General features: G+C 74.4%; 18 protein-coding genes. 10 read left to right on the top strand and 8 right to left on the bottom strand.

Features of this window, described 5'->3' with window-relative positions:
• Nucleotides 1-36: 36 nt before the first annotated feature.
• The 4 genes from pepN to ACFYU9_RS30670 form a co-directional block, all read right to left on the bottom strand.
• Nucleotides 37-2,520: an aminopeptidase N gene (pepN, locus tag ACFYU9_RS30685; RefSeq protein ID WP_389346892.1), complete on the bottom strand. Its 2,484-nt coding sequence runs from the start codon at nucleotides 2,518-2,520 to the stop codon at nucleotides 37-39.
• Between the two features lie 113 nt (nucleotides 2,521-2,633).
• Complete coding sequence (locus ACFYU9_RS30680; protein ID WP_389216398.1) at nucleotides 2,634-3,629, bottom strand: asparaginase; 996 nt, start codon at nucleotides 3,627-3,629, stop codon at nucleotides 2,634-2,636.
• Nucleotides 3,630-3,742: 113 nt separating this feature from the next.
• Entirely contained in the window at nucleotides 3,743-4,066 is a 324-nt protein-coding gene (locus ACFYU9_RS30675) for a chorismate mutase (RefSeq protein WP_389216395.1), read from the bottom strand.
• Between the two features lie 11 nt (nucleotides 4,067-4,077).
• Complete coding sequence (locus tag ACFYU9_RS30670; protein WP_389216392.1) at nucleotides 4,078-4,965, bottom strand: helix-turn-helix domain-containing protein; 888 nt, start codon at nucleotides 4,963-4,965, stop codon at nucleotides 4,078-4,080.
• A gap of 94 nt (nucleotides 4,966-5,059) precedes the next feature.
• Between ACFYU9_RS30670 and ACFYU9_RS30665 the strand changes: the two genes are divergently transcribed.
• Nucleotides 5,060-6,805: a beta-galactosidase family protein gene (locus tag ACFYU9_RS30665; RefSeq protein ID WP_389346889.1), complete on the top strand. Its 1,746-nt coding sequence runs from the start codon at nucleotides 5,060-5,062 to the stop codon at nucleotides 6,803-6,805.
• A gap of 202 nt (nucleotides 6,806-7,007) precedes the next feature.
• Here the strand turns inward: ACFYU9_RS30665 and ACFYU9_RS30660 are convergent, their stop codons facing one another.
• Nucleotides 7,008-7,796, bottom strand: coding sequence for a S1 family peptidase (locus tag ACFYU9_RS30660; RefSeq protein WP_389216386.1), 789 nt, complete (start codon nucleotides 7,794-7,796; stop codon nucleotides 7,008-7,010).
• A 179-nt stretch (nucleotides 7,797-7,975) separates the two neighbouring features.
• On the opposite strand from ACFYU9_RS30660, the gene ACFYU9_RS30655 reads away from it, so the two are divergent.
• The 3 genes from ACFYU9_RS30655 to ACFYU9_RS30645 all read left to right on the top strand — a co-directional run bounded on the left by ACFYU9_RS30655 (nucleotide 7,976) and on the right by ACFYU9_RS30645 (nucleotide 13,684).
• On the top strand, nucleotides 7,976-8,818 hold the full coding sequence (locus ACFYU9_RS30655) for a hypothetical protein (RefSeq protein WP_389346887.1): 843 nt from the start codon (nucleotides 7,976-7,978) through the stop codon (nucleotides 8,816-8,818).
• Nucleotides 8,819-8,890: 72 nt separating this feature from the next.
• Nucleotides 8,891-10,387, top strand: coding sequence for an ankyrin repeat domain-containing protein (locus ACFYU9_RS30650; RefSeq protein WP_389346885.1), 1,497 nt, complete (start codon nucleotides 8,891-8,893; stop codon nucleotides 10,385-10,387).
• Between the two features lie 225 nt (nucleotides 10,388-10,612).
• Nucleotides 10,613-13,684, top strand: a complete 3,072-nt coding sequence (locus ACFYU9_RS30645; RefSeq protein WP_389346883.1) for a trypsin-like peptidase domain-containing protein — start codon at nucleotides 10,613-10,615, stop codon at nucleotides 13,682-13,684.
• A gap of 62 nt (nucleotides 13,685-13,746) precedes the next feature.
• Here the strand turns inward: ACFYU9_RS30645 and ACFYU9_RS30640 are convergent, their stop codons facing one another.
• Nucleotides 13,747-15,138, bottom strand: a complete 1,392-nt coding sequence (locus tag ACFYU9_RS30640) for an MFS transporter (RefSeq protein WP_389346881.1) — start codon at nucleotides 15,136-15,138, stop codon at nucleotides 13,747-13,749.
• A 122-nt stretch (nucleotides 15,139-15,260) separates the two neighbouring features.
• On the opposite strand from ACFYU9_RS30640, the gene ACFYU9_RS30635 reads away from it, so the two are divergent.
• Nucleotides 15,261-15,749 carry a MarR family winged helix-turn-helix transcriptional regulator gene (locus tag ACFYU9_RS30635; protein WP_389216372.1) on the top strand — a complete coding sequence of 163 codons (489 nt, stop codon included), beginning with the start codon at nucleotides 15,261-15,263 and terminating at the stop codon, nucleotides 15,747-15,749.
• A gap of 15 nt (nucleotides 15,750-15,764) precedes the next feature.
• Here ACFYU9_RS30635 and ACFYU9_RS30630 read toward each other — a convergent pair whose 3' ends face one another.
• Complete coding sequence (locus ACFYU9_RS30630) at nucleotides 15,765-16,658, bottom strand: SDR family oxidoreductase (RefSeq protein ID WP_389346877.1); 894 nt, start codon at nucleotides 16,656-16,658, stop codon at nucleotides 15,765-15,767.
• Nucleotide 16,659: 1 nt separating this feature from the next.
• Nucleotides 16,660-17,448, bottom strand: coding sequence for an SDR family oxidoreductase (locus tag ACFYU9_RS30625; protein WP_389216367.1), 789 nt, complete (start codon nucleotides 17,446-17,448; stop codon nucleotides 16,660-16,662).
• Nucleotides 17,449-17,511: 63 nt separating this feature from the next.
• On the opposite strand from ACFYU9_RS30625, the gene ACFYU9_RS30620 reads away from it, so the two are divergent.
• Genes ACFYU9_RS30620 through ACFYU9_RS30600 form a run of 5 tightly spaced genes read left to right on the top strand, consistent with a single transcriptional unit; the run spans nucleotide 17,512 to nucleotide 21,875 of the window.
• Complete coding sequence (locus ACFYU9_RS30620; protein ID WP_389346875.1) at nucleotides 17,512-18,264, top strand: enoyl-CoA hydratase family protein; 753 nt, start codon at nucleotides 17,512-17,514, stop codon at nucleotides 18,262-18,264.
• Nucleotides 18,261-19,118 (top strand): CoA transferase subunit A, encoded by an 858-nt coding sequence (locus ACFYU9_RS30615; RefSeq protein ID WP_389216361.1) that lies wholly within the window; start codon nucleotides 18,261-18,263, stop codon nucleotides 19,116-19,118. Before ACFYU9_RS30620 ends, ACFYU9_RS30615 begins: the two co-directional genes overlap by 4 nt.
• Complete coding sequence (locus ACFYU9_RS30610) at nucleotides 19,115-19,864, top strand: CoA-transferase subunit beta (RefSeq protein WP_389346874.1); 750 nt, start codon at nucleotides 19,115-19,117, stop codon at nucleotides 19,862-19,864. Before ACFYU9_RS30615 ends, ACFYU9_RS30610 begins: the two co-directional genes overlap by 4 nt.
• Before the next feature lie 14 nt (nucleotides 19,865-19,878).
• Complete coding sequence (locus ACFYU9_RS30605; RefSeq protein WP_389347062.1) at nucleotides 19,879-20,925, top strand: NAD(P)H-dependent flavin oxidoreductase; 1,047 nt, start codon at nucleotides 19,879-19,881, stop codon at nucleotides 20,923-20,925.
• Nucleotides 20,926-20,936: 11 nt separating this feature from the next.
• On the top strand, nucleotides 20,937-21,875 hold the full coding sequence (locus ACFYU9_RS30600) for a tyrosine-protein phosphatase (RefSeq protein ID WP_389346872.1): 939 nt from the start codon (nucleotides 20,937-20,939) through the stop codon (nucleotides 21,873-21,875).
• Nucleotides 21,876-22,304 lie beyond the last annotated feature (429 nt).

Raw genomic sequence — 22,304 nt, 5'->3', positions numbered from 1 at the left:
CCGGGGCCGTCTAGGTCCGGGGCCGGGCCCCCGGGGTCAGCCCCGCACCCGCAGCGCCCGGCGCAGGTCGTCCAGCTGGTCGACGAGCTTGCGGCGGAGGGCCGGGATCATGTCGTCGTCGGCGAGGTGACGGTCGCCGAGGGCGAGGGAGTCGGCGTCGACGGCGTAGTGCGGGAAGGCGGAGCGGCCCGCGGCCTCGGCCATGGCGGGGCCGCGGCGGGCGGACATGGCGATGGCCGCCGGATAGAAGCGGGCGACGAAGTCGCCGGTGAGGGCGGCCTGTTCGGGCTGCCAGAAGCCCTGCGCGGTGGCGGTGAACAGGTAGTTGGAGAGGTCGTCGGAGTCGAACATGGCCGCCCAGGCGGCCTCCTTCGCCTCCGGCGTCGGCAGCGCGGCGCGGCAGCGGGCCGCGCCCTCCTGGCCGGTGGCGCTGGGGTCGCGCTCCAGCTCGGCGGCGACGGCGGCCTCGTCGGTGGCGCCGAGGACGGCGAGCCGGGCGAGGATCCGCCAGCGCAGCTCCGGGTCGAGCTCGGGGCCGCCGTGGACGGTGCCCTCGGCGAGCCAGGAGGCGATCTTGTCCGGGGTGGAGGCGCTGTCGATGCAGGTGCGGACGGCGGTGAGGCGCAGGCCGGGGGCCTCGCCGTCCTCGGTGCGGCGCAGCAGGTCGCGGGCGATGCCGCTGATGGTGGCGAGGGCGGCGGGGCGGTCGGCCGCGGCGACGTAGCGGTCGGCGATCTGCGTCCGGGCGAAGCCGAGCACGCCCTGGACGAGGGCGAGTTCGGTCTCCTCGGGCAGGTGGGCCGCGGCGGTCTGCAGGTAGTCGGCGGGCGAGAGTTCGCCGTCGCGGACCATGTCGCGCAGGGCGTTCCAGACGACCGCGCGGGTGAGGGCGTCCGGGATCCGGGAGAGGGAGCGCAGCGCGGTCTCCCGCGACACCTCGTCGAAGCGCATCTTGGTGTACGTGAGGTCGTCCTCGTTGAGGACGACGAGCGCCGGGCGCGGGCCGTCGAGGGCGATCGGGGCCTCCTGCGGCACGTCGGCCCAGATCCGCTCGCGCGACACCAGGTCGCCGGCCGCGTCGCGGTCGTAGACGCCGACGGACACCCGGTGCGGGCGGCTGCCGTCGCGGTCGACGGTGAGCCGCCACGTGCGGCCCTCGCCTTCCAGGCGCGGGGTGAGGACGTCGACGCCGGTGGTGCGCAGCCACTGGTCGGCCCAGCCGTGCACGTCGCGGTCGGTGGCGGCGGCGAGGTTGTCGATGAAGTCGGCGAGGGTGGCGTTGCCGAACTTGTGGCGCTTGAAGTGGATGTTGATGCCGGCGAGGAAGTCCTTCTCGCCGAGCCAGGCGACCAGCTGGCGCAGCGCGGAGGCGCCCTTGGCGTAGGAGATGCCGTCGAAGTTGAGGAGCGCGGAGGCGGTGTCGGGGACGGCGTCCGGGTCCGGCGCGACGGGGTGGGTGGAGGGCCGCTGGTCGGCCTCGTAGCCCCAGCTCTTGCGGGTGACGCCGAAGTCGATCCAGGTGTCGGCGAAGCGGTCGGCGCACGCCTCGTTGACGGTCTGGTAGCCCATGTACTCGGCGAAGGACTCGTTCAGCCAGATGTCGTCCCACCAGCGCAGGGTGACCAGGTCGCCGAACCACATGTGCGCCATCTCGTGGGCGATGACCATGGCGCGGGTCATCCGCTCGGTGTCGGTGACGGCGGAGCGGAAGACGAACTCGTCGCGGAAGGTGACGAGTCCGGGGTTCTCCATGGCGCCCGCGTTGAACTCGGGCACGAACGCCTGGTCGTAGGAGTCGAAGGGGTACGGCTCGTCGAACTTCTCGTGGAAGCGGTCGAAGCACGCCTTGGTGACGTCGAGGATCTCGTCGGCGTCGGCGTCGAGGTGCGGCGCGAGGGAGCGGCGGCAGTGGATGCCGAAGGGCAGTCCGGCGTGCTCGGTGCGCACGGAGTGCCAGGGGCCGGCGGCGACGCAGACGAAGTAGGTGGAGAGCAGCGGGGTGGTGGCGGCCTTCCAGCGGCCGTCGGCCTGCTGCTCGGTGATGCCGTTGGCGAGGACGGTCCAGCCCTCGGGGGCGGTGACGGTGACGTCGAAGACGGCCTTGAGGTCGGGCTGGTCGAAGGCGGCGAAGACGCGCTGGACGTCCTCCATGAACAGCTGGGTGTAGACGTACGCCTCGCCGTCGGTCGGGTCGGTGAAGCGGTGCATGCCCTCGCCGGTGCGCGAGTAGCGCATGGTGGTGGCGAGTTCGAGGGTGTGCTCGCCCTCGGCGAGGGTGAGCGGGAGGCGGTTGCCGTCCAGGGCCGTGGTGTCGAGCGGTTCGCCGTCGAGGACGGCGGAGTGCAGGGTTTCCGGCTTGAGCTCGACGAAGCTGTCCCCGGCGGCCCGGGCGGTGAAGCGGATGCGGCTGGTGGACCGGAAGGTGTCGTCGCCGGTGGTGAGGTCGAGGTCCACGGCGTAGTGGTGGACGTCGAGGAGCTGGGCACGGGTCTGCGCTTCGTCGCGCGTCAGTACGGACATGCGCCCATGCTGCCCGATGGTCATCGCCCCGGGGAGGGGCGTTCACCAAGAGCTCAGGAGATCCCGCGGGAGATCGCCCGGGAGATCGCCCGGGAGTTCGCCCGGACGGTCCGTCAGGCGAGTCCGGTGCCGTCCAGGTGCGCGAAGGCGGCGGTGATCCGCGGCCGGTCGTAGCCGGCCGGTCCCTTGGCGCCGCTGGAGAGCAGCGCGTGCAGGAGCAGCCGGGCCTTGGCTGGGGCGAGCGGTCCGGCCGGGACGAGGCCGTGGTGCAGCAGGTCGTACTCGGAGCCGGGGCCGCGGTAGGTGTGCGAGAGGGTCGCGCCGGAGCCCGTACGGGAGGCGAGGACGACCGGGATGCGGGCGGCGAGCCCGGCGAGCGGTTCGACGAGCCGGGCCGGGACGTGCCCGGCGCCGAAGGCGGCGACGACCAGGCCGTCGTACCGGTCCGCGATCCCGTCGAGGAGGTCGCCGGTGTCGCCGAGGGAGAGGGTGAGCAGGGCGACGCGGACGGCCGGGTCGATGCGCAGCGGGCAGATCCGGCTGGGCACGGCCGGGCGCAGCAGGATCCGCGGCTCGCCCTCCACGACGGCGCCGAGCGGGCCCGCGCCGGGCGAGGTGAAGGTGGCGATCGACGTGGTGTGGGCCTTGTGGGCGAAGCGGGCGGCGTGGATCTCGTCGGCGAGGACGACGAGGACGCCGAGCTCGCGGCAGCCGGGGTCGGCGGCGACGGCCAGGGCGGCGGCCAGGTTGGCGGGGCCGTCGGCGCCGGGCAGGTCGGGGCGGCGCATGGCGCCGGTGACGACGACGGGTTCCTCGGTGGTGCAGAGCAGGTCGAGGAGGAAGGCGGTCTCCTCCAGGGTGTCGGTGCCCTGGACGACGACGACGCCGGAGCCGGCCGCGACGGCCTTGCCGACCTCGTCGGCGAGCGCGGTCAGGTCCTCGAAGGTGAGGGAGGAGCTGGGCACCCGCCGGAAGTCGCGCAGCTCGACGTCGACGCCCTCGGGCCTGACGCCGAGCTCGGCGAGCACTTCGGTGCCGCTCATCCGCGCGGCGTCGCCGCCCCGCGCGGAGATCGTGCCCCCCAGGGTGAATACGGTGACGCGACCCATACCGGTTCCCCGTTCCTCGGCGTGCTTCGTCGCTCGGCTTGTTCGGTCAGCGTGCTTGTCGGCCTGCGTGCTTGTCGGCCTGCGTGCTTGTTCGGCCTGCGTGCTCTCGTCGGTCAGCGTGCTTCGTCGGCGATCGTCTCGTGGTGGCGGATGACCTCCGCGATGATGAAGTTCAGCAGCTTCTCCGCGAACGCCGGGTCCAGTTTCGCGCTCCCGGCGAGTTCCCGCAGCCGGGCGATCTGGCGGGCCTCGCGGGCCGGGTCGGCGGGCGGCAGGTCGTGCCGCGCCTTGAGGACGCCGACCTGCTGGGTGCACTTGAAGCGCTCGGCGAGCATGTGGACCACCGCCGCGTCGATGTTGTCGATGCTCTCGCGCAGCCGGGTCAGCTCGGCCCGTACGGACTCGTCGATGTCAGTGCCTGGGGTGGTGTCGCTCATGAGGGGCGAGCCTATCCGGATCCGGTGAGGATGGTGGGCGGGTGTTCGGAATCCGGAACGGTGGTGGACCAGCCTCCGGGAACGATCCTGCCCTGCTGCTCGCGGAAGCGGACCGGGGCGGTGCCGACCCGGCGGGTGAACAGCCGGGAGAAGTAGGCCGGATCGTCGTAGCCGACGCGGCGGGCGACGGCGGCGACGGGCAGGTCGGTGCCGGCGAGGAGTTCCTTGGCGCGGCCGAGCCGGACGGTGAGCAGATAGTCCTTGGGGCTGCATCCGGCGGTGCGGCGGACGGCGGTGCGCAGCTCGGCGGGGGTCATGCCGTGCCGGGCGGCGTGCTCGGCGACCGAGAGCCGGGCGAAGGCGTCACGGGCGAGGGCGGCGAGGACGGGGTCGCCGTCGGCGTTGGTGTCGGCGCGGGCACGGCGCAGGGCGACGAGGAGTTCGTGGACGGCGGCGCCGGTCTCGACCTCCAGGAGCGGGTTGCCGGGGCGGGCGGCGCGGGCGATGCGGCCGACGACGGCGCGGGCGGGGGCGGCGTCGGCGAGCGGGACGACGGGCCGGTCGGGTTCGATGTAGCCGAGCTCGGTGTAGGTGGCGGTGGCGGGGCCGGAGAAGTCGACGAAGGACTCGTCCCAGCCGGTGGCGGGGTCGGCGGAGTAGTGGTGCGGCACGCCCGGGGTGAGCCAGATCAGGGCCGGGGCGGTGACGGTGGTGCGACGGCCGTCGGGGCCGCGGTACCAGCCGCTGCCGGAGCTGACGACGACGGCGACGTGGTGGTCGAGGGTGCGCGGGCCGACGGTGGGCAGGGCGCCGTGCTGGAGTCCGACGCCGAGGCAGACGAGGCCGAGGCGGTCGTGGACGGGTCCGGGCGTGAAGTAGCGCATCCAGGTGTGGTACATCGCGCCGCTGTCCTTCCTGCCCCGTCCCGAACGTCCAAACTGCGACGATCTTTGTCCATGGACCGGTCCGCCGCCAGAGGCGAAGGTGAGCCACATGAGCGAGTTCGTGGTGGGTGACGAGGACTTTCTTCTCGACGGGCGGCCGGTGCGGCTGCTGTCGGGCGCGCTGCACTACTTCCGGGTGCACGAGCAGCAGTGGGAGCACCGGCTCGGGATGCTGCGCGCGATGGGCCTCAACTGCGTCGAGACGTACGTGCCGTGGAACCTGTACGAGCCGGAGCCGGGCCGCTACGGGGACGTGGCGGCGCTCGGCCGCTTCCTGGACGCGGTGGCACGGGCCGGCCTGTGGGCGATCGTGCGCCCCGGGCCGTACATCTGCGCCGAGTGGGAGAACGGCGGGCTGCCGCACTGGCTGACGGGGCCGCTCGGTCGGCGCGTGCGGACGGCCGACCCGGAGTACCTGGGCCACGTCGAGCGCTGGTTCCGGCGGCTGCTGCCGCAGGTCGTGGAGCGTCAGGCCGGGCGCGGCGGTCCGGTGCTCATGGTGCAGGTGGAGAACGAGTACGGCAGTTACGGCACGGACGCCGGGTATCTGCGCCGGGTGGCGGACCTGCTGGTGGCGTGCGGGGTGGAGGTGCCGCTGTTCACCTCGGACGGCCCGGAGGACCACATGCTGACGGGCGGTTCGGTGCCGGGGGTGCTCGCCACGGCGAACTTCGGCTCGGGCGCGCGCGAGGCGTTCGCGACGCTGCGGCGGCACCGGCCGGCCGGTCCGCTGATGTGCATGGAGTTCTGGTGCGGCTGGTTCGACCACTGGGGCACGGAGCACGTGGGCCGGGACGCGGCGGACGCGGCGGCGGCGCTGCGCGAGATCCTGGAGTGCGGGGCCTCGGTCAACGTCTACATGGCGCACGGGGGTACGAGCTTCGCCGGCTGGGCAGGGGCGAACCGGTCCGGGGTGCTGCACCGGGGGGCGCTGCGGCCGACGGTCACGTCGTACGACTACGACGCGCCCGTCGACGAGGCGGGGCTGCCGACGGAGAAGTTCTGGCGCTTCCGCGAGGTGCTCGCCGACTACGCGGAGGGGCCGCTGCCCCCGGTGCTGGAGCCGCCGGCGCGGATCGGGGCGCCGGCGTCGGGCGCGGTGACCGGCTGGGCGCCGGCGGCCGCGGTCCTGGACGTCCTCGGCGACGAGGAGACGGACGCGCCGGTGCCGCCGACCTTCGAGGAGCTGGGCGTGGACCGGGGCCTGGTGCGCTACCGCTTCGAGGTGCCGGGACCGCGGCAGCCGTATCCGCTGGGTGTGACGGGGCTGCGGGACCGGGCGACGGTGTACGTGGACGGGGTCCGCGCCGGGGTCCTGGACGAGGAGGACGCGGAGCTGCCGGAGCCGGTCGCGGGGCCGGCGGTGGTGGACCTGTGGGTGGAGTCGCTGGGCCGGGTCAACTACGGGCCGCGGCTCGCCGAGCCGAAGGGCGTCACGGGCGGGGTGCGGCACGAGCGCCAGTATCTGCACGGGGTGCGGGCTCGGGGCCTGCGCCTGGACGCGTTCGAGCCCGCGGCGGTGGCGAAGGTGCCGTTCGGGGAGGTGCCCGTGGGCTCCGGGCCCGGCCTGTACACGGCCGCGCTCACGGTGCCGGCTCCCGGTGACGCGCGGCTGCGCCTGCCGGGCTGGTCGCGCGGCTTCGTCTGGGTGAACGGCTTCTGTCTGGGCCGCTACTGGAACGCGGGCCCGCAGGAGGCGCTGTTCGTGCCGGGGCCGGTGCTGCGGCCGGGGGCGAACGAGGTGTGGGTCCTGGAGCTGGAGGGCGGGGCGGGGGGCGCGGTGGAGCTGGGGTGACGGGGTGCCCCCGGGGCGGACCGTCCGGATCGGTCCGCCCCGGGGGCGTGAGCGCGAGTGAGCCGAAGGGGCGCGTGGGTGTCGAAGGCGAGAGTGCGCGGAGGCTGCGAGGAACCAGCGGACCAGAGGAACCGGCGGAACCAGCTGTCGAGCACGACGGCCGTCGGCACGCGCAGAAGCGCCCGGGGGGTGAACCGAGCCGCTACAGAGCAGCCGCGGCCGCGCGGATGTCCTTGGCGAAGGTGGACACCTCGGAGTAGACGCCGGGGTAGCCGGGCCGGGCGCAGCCCTCGCCCCAGCTCACGATGCCGACCTGGATCCAGGCGCCGTTGTTGTCCTTGCGGAACATCGGGCCGCCGGAGTCGCCCTGGCAGGTGTCGACGCCGCCCTGGTTGAAGCCGGCGCAGATCTCGTCGCCGGGGACGAGGGAGCTGCCGTACGCGGACTGGCAGTCGGCGTCGGAGACGAACGGGACGGTCGCCTTGCGCAGGTAGCGCTGCTGTCCGCCGCCCTCGGTGGTGGCGCCCCAGCCGGCGACGGTGAAGGTGCCGTTGTTGTAGGCGGTGGTGTCGGCGATGTTGAGGTTCGGCAGGCTGGTGATGGGCGAGGCGAGCTTGATGAGGGCCCAGTCCTTGCCCTGCCCGCTGTAGCCGGGGGCCTGGTAGACCTTGGTCGAGCGGACCTTGATGGCGCTGGCCGACTGGAGGTCCACGACGCCGGCGGTGGCGGTGATGCTGGTGTTGGCACCGGAGCCGCTGACGCAGTGCGCGGCGGTGAGGACGACCTGAGGGGAGATCAGGGAGCCGCCACAGCCCATGGAGAGCCTGACCATCCAGGGGAACTCGCCCTGGGCGGCGCGGGTGCCGCCGACGACCGGCGCGGGCGCGGCGGACGCGGTGGTGGGCTGGAGGCTGAGCGCGGCGAGGGCGACCGCGCCGGTCGCGGCGAGCTGCTGCAGGACGCGGACCAGCCGGTTCTTCTTCTGCTGCATACCACTGCCTTCTTTCATGGGGGGGTGATCTTGATGGCATGAGCCCGTCAAGACGTTCCGGATTATGAGGAGCGCCCGACAGGCGTCACAAGCACGCCTTTTCGGCCAGATGGGCAGATGGAGGACGAGGAGCACGCGGAGCCCCCGGCCGTACCCTGGACGGCAGGGGGTGGTCGGGCATGCCGTACGTGCCGCACAGCGATGCAGTCTCCCGCGTCGTCCGCGGGTTCCCGCACCTCGACACGGTCCGGGCGTCGATCACCGCCCTCTACCGGCGGCTCTCCCCCGACGGCGTCCGGCGCTACGAGCTGAGCCTCCCGGCCTCCGACGTCGCCGTCGACGCCCTCGGCGCGGCCGAGGACGGTCTGCACCTCGGCGCCCAGCGCGCCGCCCGCGCCCTGGTCCGGCACCTGCGGCTGCCGGAGGCCCGGATGGTGGTGGCCTTCCGCGCGATGGAGCACGCCGGCAGCGTCGAACTGTCGGCGGGCCCCGAGTACTTCGTCGAGCTCAACGACCGCTTCCGCGTCCACCGCCAGGACATCGGCGCCGTCCTCGCCCACGAGGTCACCCACGTCCTGCTGCACCGTCTCGGCCTGTCCTTCCCCACGACCGCCGAGAACGAGATCCTCACCGACGTCGTCACCACCTACCTCGGCGCGGGCTGGCTGCTCCTCGACGCCTTCCGGCAGGACCGGCTGACGGGGCAGAAGCTCGGCTATCTCACGCCGGAGGAGTTCGGCTACGTGCTCGCCAAGCGGTCCGAGGTGTTCCACGAGGACCCCTCGCCGTGGTTCACCAGCCCGGTGGCGTACGAGGCGTGGCAGCGGGGCCGCGAGGAGGCCGCCCGCGACTGGCGCCGGCCGCCGCTCGCGGGCGCGGGCCGGGTCGCCCGGCGGCTCGCCCGGGGCGGGGACGGCGTCTTCCCGTGCCCGGTGTGCGGGCAGCGGCTGCGGGTGAGCGGGGCCCGGCGGGTGAAGGCCCGCTGCGGGGTGTGCCGGACGGTCCTGGAGTGCGCGCCGTAATCCCCGAGGGCCGTGATCCCCGAAGAGCGTGGGCATTTGCGCCATTCGGGTCGTTCGGGTGAGGGTCGGCGCATGAGCAAGCTGTTCGACGCGCTGTGGACCGGGGACGACGACGGGGTGGTGCGGGCCCTGCGGGAGGGCGCCGGCCCCGAGGAGCGCGACGCCGACGGTGAGACCCCGCTCTACCGCGCGGCCGTCGGGAACCAGCCGGTCGCCGTCCGCCTGCTGCTCGCCGCCGGCGCCGACCCGGGCCGCCCGAGCGGCGCGGACGAGGGCGACCTGCCGCTGTGCGGGGCCGCGTGCGGCGGCCACACCGAGGTCGTCCGGGCGCTGCTCGCGGCCGGTGCGGACCCGGACCAGGAGGAGGCGTACGCCTACACCGCGCTCGCCTGGGCCGTACGGCTCGGGCACACCGGGGCCGCGCGGGCCCTGCTCGACGCCGGAGCCGATCCCACGCGGCCGGGCCCGGACGGGCTCGACCCGCTGACCGCCGCCGCCCGGCGCGGCTCGGCCTCGCTCGTCCGGGCCCTGCTCGACCACGGCGCGGGGCGCGATCCGGCGGCCGTCACGGCGGCGCTCGCCGAGGCGCGGCGGTGGATCGGCGCCGACATGGCGGCGGTGCTGCGGCGCGGGCTCGTGGAGAGCCGGGGCGCCGGGGAGACGTACGAGGCGGTGGTGCGGCGGGTGCCCGAGGACGGCGGGATCACCGTGGTCGTCGAGCTGTTGCGGGAGGACGGCGCGCCGAGCCACGGCGACGAGCGCCAGACCTCCCACGCCGCGATCGCCACCCTCCTGGAGGGCGCCCTCGGCGAGCCCGCGCCGGCCGGGGAACTCGCGGAACGCGCGCTGCGCTGCGGCGTACCCGGCCACGCCGACTGGACCACCGCCGTCGCCGCGCTCGCGGCCCGGCCCGCCGAGGCCGCCTTCGTCACCGCCACGGCCTGGTGCGCCGGCCCGGAGCCGCTGCGCCGCGCGCTGGGCGCCCAGGTGCTCGCCGCGCTGCCCGGGTACGCGGCGAGCGCGGTGCCGGTGCTGCGCCGCCTCGCCGCGGAGGTCGCCTCGGGCGAACGCGAGCCGGAGCGGGAGCCCGCGCTGTCCGTCGTGACCGCGCTGGGGGCGTGCGGCGACGGCGGCGCCGTACCGGTACTGCTCGCCCTCGCCGGGCATCCGGACGCGGAGGTGCGGCGGCAGGTGGGCGCCGCGCTCGCCGGCCTGGTGCCCGCCGGCGACACGGCGGCGGTCGCGGCACTGGTGGGCCTGAGCCGGGATCCCGATCCGCGGGTGCGGGACTGGGCGACGCTCGCGCTCGGCGAGCTTGCCGACGACACACCGGTGGTGCGGGAGGCCCTGGCGGCGCGGCTCGCCGACCCGGACCCGGAGACCGCCGCCGAGGCCGCCCGCGGCCTGGCGATCCGTCAGGATCCGCGTGCGGTGGACGCCCTGGCCCGGATCCTGGCCGACGGCGACCCGGAGGGCCCGGCCCGCGAGACGGCCCTGGCCGCCCTGGAACACGTGCCGGATCCGCGGATCAGGACCCGTCTGGAGTGGACCGCTCCCCGGTGCCGCTGACGGATGCCGTGCCGTCGGGGGCGGGCCGGGGGCGAGGTGCGGGGGGAGCGCGGGTGTCCGCCGGCCGGGAAAGCGGCGCGGGGCGCTCACCGGGCGCTTCGCGTGCCCCTTCACGCCCCCACCAGGGGTGATTACGGAGAGTAGCGACCGGGGTACGTTTCGTCATGCCCACCGTCGGCGAGCGCCGGCAACCGGCGGGCAGTCGCCACCACCTCAGGAGAGGCCATGTCCCACATCACCGGTACGGTGCAGACGCTGTCTCCCCCGGTCACCGTAGGGCCCGCTTCGGGAGCCCCGCCGACCTCGCCCGGCACCTGGGAGTTCGACTTCCCATGGGTCCCCGCACCCTCCGGCACCAAGCTGGTCGTCCTGCACTTCAGCGGGGTGAGCCTGCCGGCGAACAACCGCCTGGAGGTCGACCTCGGCTACGGGAAGGACGTGTTCACGTCCGCCGACGGGCCGGAGTTCTGGAGCCGCCCGGTGAACGTGTACGCGTTCCCGGCGGGCCGGGTGCCGATCCGTTACGTGACGGACGGCGCGACCACGGGCGGCGCGACCCTCGACAGATACGCGCGCGGGGAGCGGCACGCGGGCAAGCAGGATCCGACCGCGTTCTCCAACAGCGACCCGTTTCTCGGCGAGGCGGTCTACACGGAGCCGAAGTACGACCCGTTCTGGTTCTGCCGCACGCCGCCGAACTGGGAGAACGCGGCGTGCGCGACACCCGCGGCGGACGTGCGCGCCCGGGTGGCGAAGAGCGTCGGAATGATCATGATGGTCAGCGGGGCCGAGCTGTCGACGTGCTCGGTGACGCTCATCGAGCCGAACGTGGTGCTGACGGCCGGCCACTGCCTGGAGGACGTCGCGGCGGAGGCCGCCTCGGCGTCGGTCACCTTCGACTACGCGACGGACTGCGCCGGCAACCGTCCGCCGGGGTACGCGGCGCGCTTCCACAAGGTGGTGAAGGTCCTCGGGCACACCTACGACCCGAACACCGGGGTGGACTACTGCCTGCTCCAGCTGAAGGTGCCGGCGGCGGGCCTCGGCATCCCGCCGATCCCGGTCCGGCCGGACCTGCCGGTGGCCGGCGAGTCCGTCTTCGGCGTGCACCACCCCAACGGCGCGGTGAAGAAGCTGTCGCCGCCGCACGCCTCGTTCGGCGCGCTCAAGACGGCCTCGCCCCAGGCGCTCGACGTCGACTTCGACGTGTCGGGCGGCAGTTCGGGCTCCGGGCTCTTCGACTCCTCCGGGAGGATCGTCGGCATCCTCTCCAACGGCAGGGCCTGTCTGCTGCACTACTACCCGACGTCCAGCATGCTGGGCCAGCTCGCCAACCCACCGGGGCCGCAGGTGAACCGCGACGTGATGGTGGTCGTCGACCGCTCCGGCAGCATGCAGGACAAGTCCGGGACCGGCCGCGACCGCACCAAGATCGAGGAGGCCAGGGACGCGGCCTCGCTGTTCGTGCGACTGGTCCGCGCCGGGACCGGGAACCGGCTCGGCCTGGTGTCGTTCTCCACGACCGCGAGCTCACCGGTGGACTTCGCGCTCGCCCCGGTCACCGACGCCACCAAGAACACGCTCACCGGGCCGGCGCCGTTCACCGGCGGCGTGGTCGGCGGGCTCACGCCGGGCGGCGCGACCACCATCGGCGGCGGACTCGCGGCGGCGCGCGGCCAGTTCCCGGCACCCGGCACCAACCCGCGCTCGGTCCTGCTGCTCACCGACGGCCTGCAGAACACGCCGCCGATGATCGCGGACGTGGAGGGCTCCCTGGCCGGCATCGACGTCAACGCGATCGGCTTCGGCACCGAGACCAGCCTCGACGGGGCGCTGCTCACCCGGCTCACCCAGGACCACGACGGGCTGTACACGCGGGCGGGGAACGGCCTCGCCCTGAAGAAGTTCTTCGGCCTCGCCTTCGGCAACATCTTCGAGGCGGGCGCCCTGATGGACCCCGAGGCCGACATGCCGGCCGCGATCCGGCGCAGCGACCCGATCCCGTTCCACGTGTGCGGGGAGGAGGCGCTGACCGTCATCGTCGGCTGGGACAACCCCGACGGCGAGCTGCAGATCTCGCTGCGCACCCCGGCCGGCGACTACGTCTCCGCGTCGTCCACCTCCGGTCTGACGTGGTGCTTCGTGCGGGTGCCGCTGCCGTACGGGCAGCAGCGCGACGGCCAGTGGACGGTGCAGGTGTACCGGCCGGGCGGCGGCGAGATCCCGCCGCCGGGCGTGGACCTGCGGTACTTCGTGCAGGTGGTGGCCTCGGGCGGGCCGCGGCTCGACCCGGTGCGGATGCCGGCGCGCCTCTACACCGGCGACGTCGTCAATCCGAAGGTCTTCCTGCACTACGGGGAGGGCGGCAGCCCGCCCGGCGGCCGTGTCGACGTCACGGTCACCCGGCCGACGTCCGGCGCGGGCAACCTGCTCGCCCAGGCGGGCCTCGGCGCCGCGGTGAGCGTCGGCGGCGACACGATCCCGCCGCGCCAGGCGACGCTGCGGGCCCTGGAGAAGGCCGCCGGGAAGCCGCTGTTCACCTACGCCACCGACACCTTCCCGCTCTTCGACGACGCGGCGCACACGGACGGCGCCTTCGAAGCGGCCGGCCTGTTCGGCAATCCGCTGCCCGAACTGCTCACCATGGAGGGCAACTACACCTTCCACGCCACGGCGGTGTACGGGGAGGGCTGCGCGTCCAGCCGCGAGGCGCAGTGGACGGTGCACGTCGACGTCTCCGTGGACCCCGGCCAGACCGGCGTCACGGTCGCCGGCGGGCCCGACGGCGGCACGCTCACCCTGGTCCCCCGCGACCGCTACGGGAACCAGCTCGGCCCCGGCCGCTCCGACGCGCTCCCGGTCAGCGCCGCCCCGGGCACCACGGTCACCGGGCCGGTGCGGGACAACGGCGACGGCAGCTACACGATCCCCGTCACCTGGGTCCCGGGCACTCCGGGCGCGCCGGGGGTCATCGTCTCCCAGCCCGGCCGGCCGCCGGTCCTGATCCCGGGCACGCCCCTGACCCCGGGCGGCGGCGACGCGTGCGACTGCCTGCACACCCTGCTGCGCACGCTGTGCCGCTGCCTCGTCCGCCCGCCCCACGACCACCCCTGCGGCGACCACCCGCACGGACCGCACGACCCGCATGACCCGCACGGACCGCACCGTCCGGATCGCCCCCACGACGGCCAGGACCAGGACCACCCCCGGCCGCGCCCGCACGAGGGCGGGAGCGGCGGATGCGGTGGATGCGGCGGGCGCGGTGGCGGCAAGGGCTGCTGCGGCGACAGGAAGTAGGACAAGGGTCCGCCCCCGGGGCCTGGTGGCCCCGGGGGCGGGTTCCGGCAGCGTCGCGCTCGTCAGGCGGCGGCGACGGCGTGGCGCGGGAGGCGGAGGGCGAGGAGGGCGGTGACCAGAGAGGCGGCGACCACCCAGGGCAGGGCGTCGGCCAGGGAGAGACCGGTGAAGTAGAGCGTGCCGATCGACGCCGCGCCCAGCGCGCCGCCGAACTGCTGGGCCGTGGAGAAGACTCCGGACGCGCCGCCCGCGAGGGTGGAGGGGACGGCGGACAGGACGATGTCGACCAGGGGGACGATCAGGAAGCCCAGGCCCGCGCCGGCGAGGAAGAGGCCGGGGGCCATCGGCCAGGCGGCGGTGTGGACGGGGGCCGCGGCGTGGGTCATGGCGTACCAGGTCCAGCCGTAGCCGCCGGCCATCAGCAGGGCACCGGCCGCGAGGACGAACCGCCCGGCCTTCAGCGCGAGCGGCACGGCCACCGGAGCGGTGACGAAGCCACCGGCCGAGAAGGCGACCATCAGGACGCCGGCCTGCAGCGGGGTGTAGCCCTGGCCGCCCTGCAGCCAGATCACGAAGACCAGGAAGAAGCCCTGCATGCCGAGGGAGAAGAGGAGTTGGACGGCGAGACCGTAGGAGAAGGCGGCCAGGCGGAAGGCCCGGCCGGGCAGCACGGACCCGCGCACACCCAGGGCGGCGACGGCCGCCACGCCGCCGGCGAGCAGCAGCCAGCCCCACAGCGGCCAGCCGTTGCTGCGGCCCTGGACGAGCGGGAGGACGATCGCGACGAGTCCGGCGGCGAGGACGAGGCTGCCGAGGAAGGGCGGCCGGGCCGCGGCCCGCTCGCGGGTGGCGGGGACGAGGACGACCGCGGCGGCGAGGGTGAGCACGGCGACGGGGACGTTGACGAGGAAGACCGCGCGCCAGCCGAGCCCGAAGAGGTCGGCGTCGGTGAGCACGCCGCCGAGCAGCAGCCCGACCGCGGAGGCGAAGCCGGCCACGGCGCCGTACACGCCGAAGACCTTCCCGCGCTCCCGCCCCTGGAAGAGGCTGTGGAAGGAGCCGAGCACCTGTGGCATCAGGACCGCCGCGGCCACGCCCTGCACGGCGCGCGCCGCGACCAGCTGGGCGGGGGTCTGGGCGAGGCCGCAGGCGAGGCTGGCGAGGCCGAAGCCGGCGGTCCCGGCGAGGAAGAGGGCCTTGCGGCCGTAGCGGTCGCCGAGCCGCCCGGCGACGATCAGGGTGGCGGCGAAGCCCAGCAGATAGGCGGAGATCGTCCACTGCAGGGCGCTCGCGGAGGCGCCGATGTCGCGGCCGATCGACGGCAGGGCGACGTTGACGATGGTGCCGTCGACCAGGTCCATCAGGGCGGCGGCCGTCATCACGTAGGCAGCGGCCCAGCGGCGCGGATGGGGCGCCTCTGCGGCGTCCGGCGGGGCGGTGGTGAGCGTGGTCATCGCGGGCTCCTCGGAACGGCTCGGATTTATTTCGTTCGGCCAAACGAAATAGTTCCACGCACACCACCGCCCCGCAAGTCTTTCGTTCGGCCGAACTAAATAAATATTGCTAGGCTTCCCCCATGACCACCGCGAAGAGGAGCGACAGCGGCGTGCTGAACAGCCGGGCCGAGATCATCGCCGCGCTCAACACCGCGGGCCGTGACAACAGCGCGGCCTCCGTCGCCTTCCACTCCGCCGTGGCGGCCAGGTACGACCTCGGGGCGAGCGAGACCAAGACGCTCGACCTCCTCGAACGGCACGGTGCGCTCACCGCGAAGGAGCTGGCCGAGCGCTCCGGGCTCGCCCCCGCCTCCATCACCGGGCTCGTCGACCGCCTGGAGCGCAAGGGCTTCGTGCGCAGGGTGAAGCACCCGACGGACAAGCGCCGGGTGCTGGTGGAGCCGCGACCCGAGAAGCTCGCGGAGTTCGCACCCCTGATGGCCGACTGGTCCCGCGAAGTGCACGAGCTCTACGAGGAGTTCACCGACGATGAGCTGCGCGTCGTGCTGCGCTTCCTGGTCGGCGCCTCCACCCGGCAGCGCGAGGCCACCCGCCGCCTCACCCGCTAGCGGGCGCCCTGCCGGTCACGCCGGCGAGGCGTCCCCGGAACCGTAGACGGGCCGCGGCACCTCCGCCTGCGCGAGCAGCTCGAGCGCCGCCTCGCCCGCCTCGGCCGCAGTCCAGCGGGCGCCCTTGTCGGCGGTGGGGCCGGGGCGCCAGCCCTCCATGACCGTGAGCCGGCCGCCCTCCGCCTCGAAGACCCGCCCGCTCACCCCGGCGGAGGCGGCCGAGCCGAGCCAGACGACCAGCGGCGAGACGTCCTCGGGCAGCGCGGCGAGCCCCGCGAAGGCCTGCTCGGTCATCCGGGTCCGGGCGGCGGGCGCGATGGCGTTGACCTGGACGCCGTACCGGCCCATCTCGGCCGCCGCGACCAGGGTGAGCCCGACGATCCCGGCCTTGGCGGCGGCGTAGTTGCCCTGCCCGACGCTGCCGAGCAGCCCGGCGCCGGAGGTGGTGTTGACGACGCGTGCGGCGACCGGGCGTCCCGCCTTCGCCTCGGCGCGCCAGTGCGCCGCGGCCTGCCGCAGCGGCAGGAAGTGGCCCTTCACATGGACCCGCAGGACGGCATCGAAGTCGTCCTCGCCGAGGTTGACGAGCATCCGGTCGCGCAGGAAACCGGCGTTGTTGACGAGGGTGTCGAGCCGCCCGAAGGCGTCCAGGGCGGTCCGCACGAGCGAGGCGGCGCCCTCCTCCGTGGCGATGTCGCCGCCATGGGCGACGGCCCGCCCGCCGGCCGCGCGGATCTCCTCGACGACCCGGGCGGCCGGGCTCCCGGGGCCGGGCCGGCCGTCGAGGCCGACGCCGAGGTCGTTGACGACGACCCGCGCCCCCTCGGCGGCGAAGGCCAGGGCATGGGCGCGGCCGAGGCCCCGGCCGGCGCCCGTCACGATCACCACGCGTCCGTCGCACAGACCCATGTCAGTTCTCCTTCTTCACGGTCGAGTTGTTGACGGTCGCGGCATCGAGGAAGGCGGGGCGCTCCCCGCCGCCGTGCACGAGCAGCGAGGCTCCGGAGACGTAGCCGGCCCGTTCGGAGGCGAGGAAGACGGCGGCCTCGCCGATGTCGGACGGTTCGGCGAGCCGGCCGAGCGGCACGGTGCGGCCGACGGCGGCGATGCCGTCCGCGTCGCCGTAGTGCAGGTGGGACAGCTCGGTGCGGACCATGCCGGGGACCAGGGTGTTGACCCGGACCTCGGGGGCCCATTCGACGGCCATGGAGCGGGCCAGGCTCTCCAGGCCGGCCTTGGCGGCGCCGTAGGCGGCGGTGCCGGGCGAGGGGCGGGTGCCGCTGACGCTGCCGATCATGACGACCGAGCCGCGGGCCGCGCGCAGCAGCCCGTAGGCGGCGAGGGAGACGGTCAGCGGGGCGGTGAGGTTCAACGCGACGACCCGCGCGTGCCGTTCGGCCTCGCTCGATCCGCCCTCGCCGAGCAGCCGGTACGGGGTGCCGCCCGCGTTGTTGACGAGGGTGTCGAGCCGCCCGTACCGCTCGGCGACCCCGGCGAAGAACGCCGCCACCTCGTCGGGCCGGCGCAGGTCGAGGGCGTGGAACGCGGCCTCGCGGCCGCCGTCCGCGACCGGTCCGTCCGGCGGTCTGCGGGCGCAGACGACGACCTCGGCCCCGGCCCGCAGGAAGGCCCGGGCGATGCCCGCGCCGACCCCGCGGGTTCCGCCGGTGACGACGGCGACCCTCCCGTCCAGCTCCATCGGCTGCTACCTTCCTCCCATTGCACCTAACAAACGTTTGGTGGAAAGGTAGCTGATCCGCTCATGGGTGTCTCCACCTCACGCCCGGACAAGGGCATCGCACTCGTCACCGTCGACTTCCCACCCGTCAACGCCCTTCCCGTGCACGGCTGGTACGAGCTGGCCGACGCCGTCCGCGCCGCCGGGCGCGACCCGGAGACCCGCTGCGTCGTGCTCGCCGCCGAGGGACGCGGCTTCAACGCGGGCGTCGACATCAAGGAGCTCCAGCGCGACCCCGGCCACGGCTCACTGGTGGCCGTCAACCACGGCTGCGCGGAGGCCTTCGCGGCGGTCTACGACTGCGAGGTGCCGGTCGTCGCCGCGGTCGGCGGCTTCTGTCTGGGCGGGGGCATCGGGCTCGTCGGCAACGCGGACGCGATCGTCGCCTCCGACGACGCCGTCTTCGGCCTCCCCGAGCTCGACCGGGGCGCGCTCGGCGCCGCCACCCATCTCGCCCGGCTGGTGCCGCAGCATCTGATGCGCGCGCTGTACTACACCTCGCGCACCGCCACCGCGCGGGAGCTGCACGCGCACGGCTCGGTGTGGCGGGTGGTCCCGCGCGACGGGCTCCGCGCCGCCGCCCTGGAGCTCGCGGCCGAGATCGCGGCGAAGGACGGCACCCTCATCCGGCTCGCCAAGGCCGCCATCAACGGCATCGATCCCGTCGACGTGCGCCGCAGCTACCGCTACGAGCAGGGCTTCACCTTCGAGGCCAACCTGAGCGGCGTCGCCGACCGGGTCCGCAACGGCTTCGGAAGGGACGGTGCGGACCGGTGACCGACAAGACCATGACGCCCGAGGACGTGGTGGCCCGCCTGCGCTCCGGGATGACGCTGGGCATCGGCGGCTGGGGCTCCCGGCGCAAGCCGATGGCCCTGGTCAGAGCGCTACTCCGATCCGAGATCACCGATCTCACCGTGGTCTCCTACGGCGGCCCCGACGTGGGCCTGCTCGCCGCCGCCGGCCGGATCCGCCGCCTCGTCGCACCCTTCGCGACCCTCGACTCCATCCCCCTCGAACCGCACTTCCGGGCCGCCCGCGAGCGCGCCGCCTTCGAGCTCACCGAACTCGACGAGGCCATGTTCATGTGGGGCCTGCACGCCGCCGCCAACCGGCTGCCGTTCCTGCCCGTGCGGGCCGGCCTCGGCTCCGACGTGATGCGCGTCAACCCGGGCCTGCGGACGGTCACCTCCCCGTACGAGGACGGCGAGGAGTTCGTCGCCGTGCCCGCGCTCCGCATGGACGCCGCCCTCGTCCACCTCAACCGCGCCGACCGCCTCGGCAACGGCCAGTACCTCGGCCCCGACCCGTACTTCGACGACCTGTTCTGCGAGGCCGCCGACACCGCGTACGTCTCCTGCGAACGGATCGTCGAGTCCTTCGGCCCGGACACCGTGCCGCAGTCCCTGCTCGTCTCCCGGCACAGCGTCACCGGCGTCGTCGCGACCCCGAACGGCGCCCACTTCACCTCCTGCGTCCCCGACCACGACCGCGACGAGCCCTTCCAGAAGCTCTACGCGACCACCCCCTGGCCCGAGTTCGCCGAACGCTTCCTGTCCGGCAAGAGCGAGGACGACTACCAGGCCGCCGTGCGCGCCTGGCGCGACGAGCGGACGGAGCAGCCGAAGTGACCACGGAGACGACCCCGGAAGCGGCCCCGGACCCGACCGTCACCCGCGCCGAGTACTGCGTGATCGCCTGCGCCGAGGCGTGGCGCGACAACGGCGAGGTGCTCGCCAGCCCCATGGGCCTGATCCCCGCCCTCGGCGCCCGCCTCGCCAAGCGGACCTTCTCCCCCGACCTGCTCCTCACCGACGGCGAGGCGATGCTCGTCGGCCTCGACGGGCGGCCCGAGGGCTGGCTGCCGTACCGCAGGCACCTGACCATGGTCACCGGCGGAAGACGGCACGTGATGATGGGCGCCAGCCAGATCGACCGCTACGGCAACCAGAACATCTCCTGCATCGGCGACTGGCAGCGGCCCGCCCGCCAGCTCCTGGGCGTGCGCGGCGCACCCGTCAACACCCTCAACAATCCGGTGAGTTACTGGATCCCCAGGCATTCGCCGCGCGTCTTCGTCGAGCGCGTCGACATGATCAGCGGCGTCGGCTACGACCACGCCACCGGCCCGTACCACCACCTGCCCCGGGTCGTCACCGACCTCGCCGTGCTCGACTTCGCGACGCCCGACCACCGGATGCGGCTCGCGTCCGTGCATCCGGGCGTGAGCGTGGCGGACGTCCGCGCGGCGACCGGCTTCGAGCTGGCCGTCGAGGGCGAGGTGCCGACGACGAGGGAGCCGAACGCCGAGGAACTGCGCCTGATCCGCGAGGTCGTCGACCCGCAGGGTCTCCGGAACCGCGAGGTCAGGGGCTGATGGAGACCGCCGGCATGGAGACCGCGTTCACCAGGCTCGTCGGCGTCCGCCACCCCCTCGTCCAGACCGGCATGGGCTGGGTCGCCGGGCCCCGGCTCGTCTCCGCCACCGCGAACGCCGGCGCGCTCGGCATCCTCGCCTCCGCCACCATGACCGTCGACGAACTGCGCGCCGCGGTACGGGAGGTGAAGTCCCGCACCGGCCGGCCCTTCGGGGTCAATCTGCGCGCCGACGCGGGCGACGCGCGCGAACGGGTCAGGATCATCGTCGAGGAGGGCGTCCGGGTCGCCTCCTTCGCGCTCGCGCCCTCCCGCGCGCTGATCGCCGAGCTGAAGGACGCCGGTGTCGTCGTCATCCCGTCCATCGGGGCGCGCCGGCACGCCGAGAAGGTCGCCGCGTGGGGCGCGGACGCGGTCGTCGTGCAGGGCGGCGAGGGCGGCGGGCACACCGGCGAGGTGGCGACGACGGTGCTGCTGCCGCAGGTCGTGGACGCCGTCGGCATCCCGGTGATCGCGGCCGGCGGCTTCCACGACGGGCGCGGCCTCGTCGCCGCGCTCGCCTACGGCGCGGCGGGCGTCGCGATGGGCACCCGCTTCCTGCTCACCTCCGACTCGACCGTGCCCGACGCGGTCAAGGCGAAGTACCTGGCGGCGACCGTCAAGGACGTCACCGTCACCACCGCCGTCGACGGCCTGCCGCACCGCATGCTGCGCACCGAGATGGTCGCCGCACTCGAAAAGGCGGGCCGGGTACGGGCGTTGGCACAGGCCGTGCGCCGGGCGGCGGGCTTCCGCAGGCTCTCCGGGCTCTCCTGGCCGGCGATGGTCCGGGACGGTCTCGCGATGCGCCACGGCAAGGACCTGTCCTGGAGCCAGGTCCTGCTCGCCGCGAACACCCCGATGCTCCTGAAGGCCTCCATGGTCGAGGGCCGCACCGACCTCGGCGTCATGGCCTCCGGACAGGTCGCGGGGGTGATCGAGGACCTGCCGAGCTGCGCGGAACTCGTCACCCGGATCATGTCCGAGGCCGCGCACGTGCTCCGTACCCTTCCCTCCTCGTAAGGGAGTCAGCCATGCCGCTGCCGAGACACCCGCTGCCGGGACGCGCGCTGTCCAGACGCGCCCTGCTGAGCACCGCCGGCGCCGCCGGTCTCCTGGCGCTCGCCGCCCCGCCCGCCCTGGCCCGGCCCCGTTCCCGGCCCGGGACCCCCACCGCGAACGCCATCCGCCTGATCCCGCTCCAGGGCGCGGTCAACGTCCGTGACCTGGGCGGTCACGGCACGTACGACGGCAGGCGGGTCCGGTACGGGCTGGTGCACCGCGGCGACCACCTCGGCAAGCTGACCGACGCCGACGTGGCCGTGCTCGGCGGGCTCGGCCTCGGCCGGGTGATCGACTTCCGGATCCCGCTGGAAGTGCGGTATGACGGCGCGGACCGGCTGCCGGCCGGCGTCCTGGGCGTCTCCCGGCCGGTCACGGACAACGGCCTGTACGGGCAGCTGCTCGCCGCGATCGGTTCGCGCGACCCGGTCCGGCAGGAGCAGATGCTCGGCGGCGGCCGGGCGGCGGCCTTCATGACCGAGGTGTACCGCACCTTCGTCACCAGCGCCGCCAACCGCGAGCAGCTCGGCACCACCCTGCGCGAACTGGCCGCACCCGGCGCCGCCCCGGTGCTCTACCACTGCACCTCAGGCAAGGACCGCACCGGCTGGGAGAGCTGGCTGCTGCTCACCCTGCTCGGTGTGCCCGAGCGCGCCGCCACCGACGACTACCTGGCCTCCAACACCTTCCGCGCCGCCTACGACGCCCGGGTGCGCGAGGGCCTGAAGCAGAGCGGCATGATGCAGGACCCGGACCTGATCGTCCCGCTCCAGGAGGTCCGCCAGGAGTACCTGGACACGGCCCTCGCCGAGGTCCGCGCCGGCTACGGCGGCCTGTTCCGCTACGTGACGGAGGGCCTGGGCCTGGACCTGCGCACGCTGGCCGCGCTGCGCGAGCGCCTGGTCGGCTGACCGGTCCCGTACGTACGGGCGCGGCCCGCAGCGGGCCGCGCTCGTACTCGTACTCGTACTGGCACTCGTACTCGCACGCGTACGAGTACGCGCCCTACAGCCGCTCGATGATCGTCACGTTCGCCTGGCCCCCGCCCTCGCACATCGGCCCCGTCCCCTGTCCGGCCCCCCTCGCACCGCTCGGCCCCAGGGGCCTCCCGGGCTTCGGGAGCCTGCGCCGGCCTCCGGCCGGACGGTCGGTGGTCGCCGCCGGCCGTCGCCGTCAGAGCCGCTCGATGATCGTCACGTTCGCCTGACCCCCGCCCTCGCACATCGGCCCCGCCCCCTGTCCGGCCCCCTCGCACCGCTCGGCCCCAGGGGCCTCCCGGGCTTCGGGAGCCTGCGCCGGCCTCCGGCCGGACGGTCGGTGGTCGCCGCCGGCCGTCGCCG

Source organism: Streptomyces sp. NPDC004327, from assembly GCF_042873935.1.
Taxonomy (GTDB): Bacteria; Actinomycetota; Actinomycetes; order Streptomycetales; family Streptomycetaceae; genus Streptomyces.
This window is presented reverse-complemented; position numbering and strand designations above follow the sequence as displayed.